Annotated in this window: 5 protein-coding genes; 2 read left to right on the top strand and 3 right to left on the bottom strand. The window is 72.5% G+C overall.

All coding sequences use genetic code 11. From position 1 onward, the window contains the following. Positions 1 to 221: 221 nt before the first annotated feature. Positions 222 to 716 (top strand): YbaK/EbsC family protein, encoded by a 495-nt coding sequence (locus ESO86_RS11110; protein WP_129235005.1) that lies wholly within the window; start codon positions 222 to 224, stop codon positions 714 to 716. A 90-nt stretch (positions 717 to 806) separates the two neighbouring features. On the opposite strand, the gene ESO86_RS11105 is transcribed toward ESO86_RS11110, so the two are convergent. The 3 genes from ESO86_RS11105 to galT form a co-directional block, all read right to left on the bottom strand. Next, a complete protein-coding gene (locus ESO86_RS11105; RefSeq protein WP_129235003.1) occupies positions 807 to 2459 on the bottom strand; it encodes an NAD-dependent malic enzyme in 1653 nt (550 codons plus the stop codon). A 157-nt stretch (positions 2460 to 2616) separates the two neighbouring features. Next, positions 2617 to 3777, bottom strand: a complete 1161-nt coding sequence (gene galK, locus ESO86_RS11100) for a galactokinase (RefSeq protein ID WP_129235001.1) — start codon at positions 3775 to 3777, stop codon at positions 2617 to 2619. Further along, positions 3774 to 4937 carry a galactose-1-phosphate uridylyltransferase gene (galT, locus tag ESO86_RS11095; RefSeq protein WP_242492326.1) on the bottom strand — a complete coding sequence of 388 codons (1164 nt, stop codon included), beginning with the start codon at positions 4935 to 4937 and terminating at the stop codon, positions 3774 to 3776. The genes galK and galT overlap by 4 nt, the downstream gene beginning before the upstream one ends. 83 nt (positions 4938 to 5020) lie before the next feature. Here galT and ESO86_RS11090 point away from each other — a divergent pair. Then, the coding region (locus ESO86_RS11090) for a DeoR family transcriptional regulator (RefSeq protein ID WP_165307675.1) at positions 5021 to 5214 on the top strand (194 nt) is incomplete at its 3' end.

Here is a 5214-nt window from a genome sequence, read left to right as displayed (position 1 = left end):
CCGCCCGCCGCCTGCGCCGCCGGGGCCCACACCGAGAACACTCCCGCGCCGATCATCGCGGCGAGCCCGATGGCGACCGCGCCGCGGAGGCCGAGACGGCGGGCCAGGCGGTCGTGCGGTGCGGGCGAGGCGGTCACGCTCGAACCCTACGGCAGCGCGGTGAACGGCCGGGGCACCGACCGGCGAGCGGATGCCGCGGCATCCGCTCGTAGGATCGAGGCATGAGCGCCGAGCAGACCGCAGCCCCCTCGCACGCCGCCGTCGACCGAGTCGCCGCCGCACTGGTGGCCGACGGGATCGACCCGCGCATCGTGTGGTTCGACGACGCGGTGACGACGGCGAAGCTCGCCGCCGAGGCCCTCGGCGTCGAGGTCGGGCAGATCGCGAACTCGCTCGTCTTCACGCTCGACGACGAGCCGATCCTGGTGCTCACCTCGGGTGCGCACCGCGTCGACACCGAGTGGCTCGGCGCCGAGCTCGGCGGAACGATCGGCCGAGCGTCGAAGGAGGTCGTGAAGGCCTCGACCGGGCAGGTCATCGGCGGGGTCGCCCCCGTGGGGCACCCCGCGCCGGTGCGCACGTTCGTCGACGTCGAGCTCGCGACCTACGACGAGGTGTGGGCCGCCGCCGGGCACGCGAAGACGGTGTTCCCGACGTCGTTCGACGAGCTCGTGCGCATCACGGGCGGCACGCCCACCGCGGTCGAGCCGGGCTGAGCCCGACCCGCTTCGGCGGGTGCGAGGCTGCGCGACGGGCGCCGTCGGAGGGGCACCGTCCCGCGTCGACCTCCGCCGCAGGGCGGCACCTCACTGCACCGGCGGGTCCGGGTACACGGGTTGCCACATGGCTTCCTGCACCGCCTCGATGAGGTCGGGATGGTCGATCGTCGCGACGCCCTCCGCCGCGGCCTGGCGGGCGACGGCCACGGCGACGGTCGCGGACGATGCGCGCAGGTTCGACACCGGGGGGAGGATGGCGGCCCCGAGGGTCGTCGGATCGACCTGTGAGGCGACGGCTTCCGCGGCGGCGAGCAGCATGCCGTCGGTGACCCTGGTCGCGCCCGACACGATCGTGCCGAGGCCGAGCCCCGGGTAGAGCAGCGCGTTGTTGCCCTGGCCGATGGCGTAGCTCGTTCCCTCGTACTCGACCGGCTCCACTGGGATGCCCGTCGCGACGAGCGCCCGCCCCCGCGACCACGGGATGATGTCGGACGGCACCGCCTCGATCTTCTCCGTCGGATTCGACAGCGGCAGGATGACGGGCCGGTCCACTCCACCCGCCATCGCCTCCACGACCTCCCGGGTGAACGCGCCGTGATCGGTCGACGTGCCGATGAGGATGGTGGGGCGGGTCCGCTGCACCACCTCCAGCAGGCCGATCGTGCCTCCGCTCCGCTCCCAGTCGGCGACCTCCGCGGCCGGGCGGGCGTACGCCTGCTGGTAGTCGGGCAGGTCGTCCATGGAGTCGGTGACGAGGCCGTCGACGTCGATGAGCCAGATCCGGGACTTCGCCTCGGCGTCGGAGAGCCCAGCCCGGATCATCCCCGCGTGGATCTGATCGGCCATGCCGGTCCCGGCGGTCCCGGCGCCGTACACGACGAGGCGCTGGTCTGCGAACGTCTGGCCGGTCACCTTCATGCTGGAGAACACCGCGGCCATGACGATGGCACCGGTGCCCTGCATGTCGTCGTTGAAGATGCGGTACCTGTCGGAGTTCTCCATGAGGATGCGTCGCGCATTCGAGGGCCCGAAGTCCTCGAAGTGCAGGAGCGCGTTCGGGAACCTCTCCGACGCCGCCCTCAGGTAGGCGGCGATGAACTCGTCGTACCGCTCGCCGCGCACGCGCGAGTGGCGATTCCCCAGGTACGCCGGGTCGTTCAGCAGCGACTCGTTGTCCGTGCCGCAATCGAGGTTGACCGCGAGGACGCGAGCGGGGTCGATGCCCGCGGCCGCCGTGTAGACGGCGAGCTTGCCGACCGAGATGTCGGTGCCGTTCACGCCCCAGTCTCCGATGCCGAGGATCTCCTCGGCATCGGAGCACACGAGCAGGTCCACGTCGCCGGGCCCCAGTCCCAGTTCGTCGAAGGACGTCGGGACGTCCTCGACGCGGTCGATCGACAGGTATACCGCCCGCGACTGCCGGTAGTCCCTCGACCACTTCTTGATCGCCTCGCCGATGGTGGGGTCGTAGACGATCGGGAGCAATTCGGCCAGGTGCTCGATCAGCAGCCTGAAGTAGAGCACCTCATTGCGCTCGCGCAGCTGATCGAGGTAGATGTACCTGTCGATGTCCGCATCGTGCCGCTGGAGCTGCGCGTAGCACCTCGCGACCTGTTGCTCGAGGGTCTCGACCGCCGAGGGGAGACGGCCGATCAGCCCGAGCCGCGTGCGTTCCTCGCGGCTGAAGGCGGTTCCCCTGTTCGCCAGCGGGTCGGTGAGGATGCGTGGGGTCGATGGCATGAGCGCCTCCCGTCTGCCCGTGGCCGGCGTCGGCCGGCCGGGTCGACCACTCCTCGGATGCTATTGGAAACCGTCGACGGCGGAAACGGGTCGCTCCCGACGCGTTCGCGGCGGCGTCGGCCGGCCGGCCGCTCCGTCATCGGCGAGGCCGATCCGCTCAGGCGTCGCGTCGCGCGCCCTCCGCGGCGTGCACGGTGAACACGCCCGGCTCGCGGAAGCCGTGCTCCGCGAACGCCTCGACGACCTTGCGCGCGATCACGGGCACGAGGTCGTCGATGACGAGCGCGATCGCCGCACCGCCGAACCCGCCGCCCGTCATGCGCGCGCCGATCGCGCCGTTCGCCTGCGCGGTCTCGACCGCGAGGTCGAGCTCGGGCACCGAGATCTCGAAGTCGTCGCGCATCGACACGTGCGAGGCGTCGAGGAGCGGTCCGATCGCGCCCGGGCCCTGCTCGCGCAGCGTGCGGACCGTGTCGAGCACGCGCTGGTTCTCGGTGACGACGTGACGGACGCGGCGGAAGGTCTCGTCGTCGAGCAGGTCGCGCGCGCGGTCGAGGTCGTCGACGCGCACTTCGCGGAGGGACTCCGCGCCGAGCGCGGCCGCACCTGCCTCGCACGACGCTCGCCGCGCCGCGTAGCCGCCGGTCGCGTGCGCGTGGCTGACGCGCGTGTCGATCACGAGCAGCGACAGGCCCGCCTCGGTGAAGCCGAGCGGGATGACGTCGGTGTCGAGGCTGCGGCAGTCGAGGAACACGGCCGCGTCGGCCTCGCCGAGCAGCGACGCGGACTGGTCCATGATGCCCGTCGGCGCGCCGACGACCCGGTTCTCGGCGAGGCGGCCGATCTTCGCGAGCGTCGGGCGGTCGAAGCCGAGGCCCCAGTGCTCGTCGAGCGCGAGCGCGACCGCGCACTCGATCGCCGCCGACGACGAGAGGCCGGCCCCGACGGGCACGTCGGAGTCGATGTGCAGGTCGACGCCGCGCACGTGCGCGAGGTCAGCGCCGGATTCGCCGAGCGCCCACACCACGCCGAGCGGGTATGCGGCCCAGCCGCTCACCGCGTCGGGGGTGAGCGCGTCGAGGTGCACCTCGATCGTCTCGGGAGAGAAGGTCGACGAGACCCGCACGACGCGGTCGTCGCGGTCGCCCAGCGCGACCGTGGTGCGACGGTCGATCGCGAACGGGAAGACGAAGCCGTCGTTGTAGTCGGTGTGCTCGCCGATGAGGTTCACGCGGCCGGGTGCCGACCACACGCCGGCGGGGCGACGGCCGTACTGCTCGGCGAAGAGGTGCTGGGCGGATGCGACGGCGTCGGTCACAGGTCAACTCCTTCGATGGCGGTGCGCAGCGCTGCGGCCTGCGTCTCGGGCGGCACGTCGCCGATCCAGGCGCCCATCGCGGCTTCGGACCCGGCGAGGTACTTGAGTCGGTCGGCGGCGCGACGCGGGCTCGTCAGCTGCATCGTGAGCCTGACGTCGTCCCGATGCTCGTGCACCGGGGCCTGGTGCCAGGCCGCGATGTACGGCGTGGGCGTGTCGTAGAGCCGGTCGACCCCGCGGAGCAGCCGGAGGTAGACGCGCGAGAGCTCGTCGCGCTCCTCGGCCGTCGTCTCGGCGAGGTCGGGCACGTGGCGGTTCGGCACGAGGTGGATCTCGACCGGCCAGCGCGCCGCGAACGGGACGTACGCGGTCCAGTGGTCGGCGGCGAGCAGCACGCGCTCGCCGGAGCGCTCGCGCTCGAGCACGTCGGCCTGGAGCGTGGGCCCGTAGGCGTCGATCGCGGCGAGGAGGCGCTCGGTGCGCGGCGTCACGTAGGGGTAGGCGTAGATCTGCCCGTGCGGGTGGGGGAGCGTGACGCCGATCTCGCGGCCGCGGTTCTCGAACGGGAACACCTGCTGGACCCCCGGGAGCGCGGAGAGCGCGGCGGTGCGGTGCGCCCAGGCCTCGATGACCGTGCGGGCGCGCGAGACCGTCTGGGTGCCGAAGGAGCCCTCGTGCTCGGGGCTGAAACAGACGACCTCGCAGCGACCGTGGGAGGGCAGCCGTCGCCCGATGCCGACCGAGCGCACGTCGGCGAGGGCGGCTGCTGCGGGGTCGGTCGTGCCGTCGCGGTGGGCCGACCAGTCGGGCAGGTCGGGTCCGAACGACGGCGAGCGGTTCTCGAAGACGGCGACGTCGTACGTGCTCGGGATCTCGGAGGGGTTCGCCGCCGTCTGCGGCGCGAGGGGGTCGGCGTCGGCCGGCGGCAGGAAGACGCGGTTCTGCCGCGCGGCGGCGATCGAGACCCAGTCGCCCGTGAGCGGGTCCTGTCGCATCTCGGCGATCGCGGGGCGGGGGTCGAGGGCGCGGGCGTCGACGGCGCGCTCGGGCGGGAGCGTCGTGTCGGCGTCGTCGAAGTAGATGAGCTCGCGGCCGTCGGCGAGCGTCGAGCGGCGCACCGCGATGCGCGGGTCGATGAGGCCTGGTTCGGTCTGGTGCACGGCGCCACGGTACGCGAGTTTCGTTTGAGAAACAAGTGGGTTTCGTATTGCAAAGTCGGATGCCGCACCGCACACTGGTCCTCATGCAGCACGACGCCGCACACCGCCGCAGTCTCACCGCCGACCTCGTCACCGAGCGCGGATTCGTGCGCGTCGTCGAGCTCAGCGAGTCCTTCGGCGTCACGCCCGTGACCGCGCGCGCCGACCTCGACGCGCTCGAGCGTGCAGGCCTCGTCCGTCGCGTGCACGGCGGCGCCGTGCCCTCGGGCGCGGGCGC

The sequence above is a fragment of the Agromyces binzhouensis genome (assembly GCF_004135055.1).
Classification (GTDB): domain Bacteria; phylum Actinomycetota; class Actinomycetes; order Actinomycetales; family Microbacteriaceae; genus Agromyces; species Agromyces binzhouensis.
Note: the sequence above shows the minus strand (reverse complement) of the source record. Positions and strands in the feature narration are given on the sequence as shown.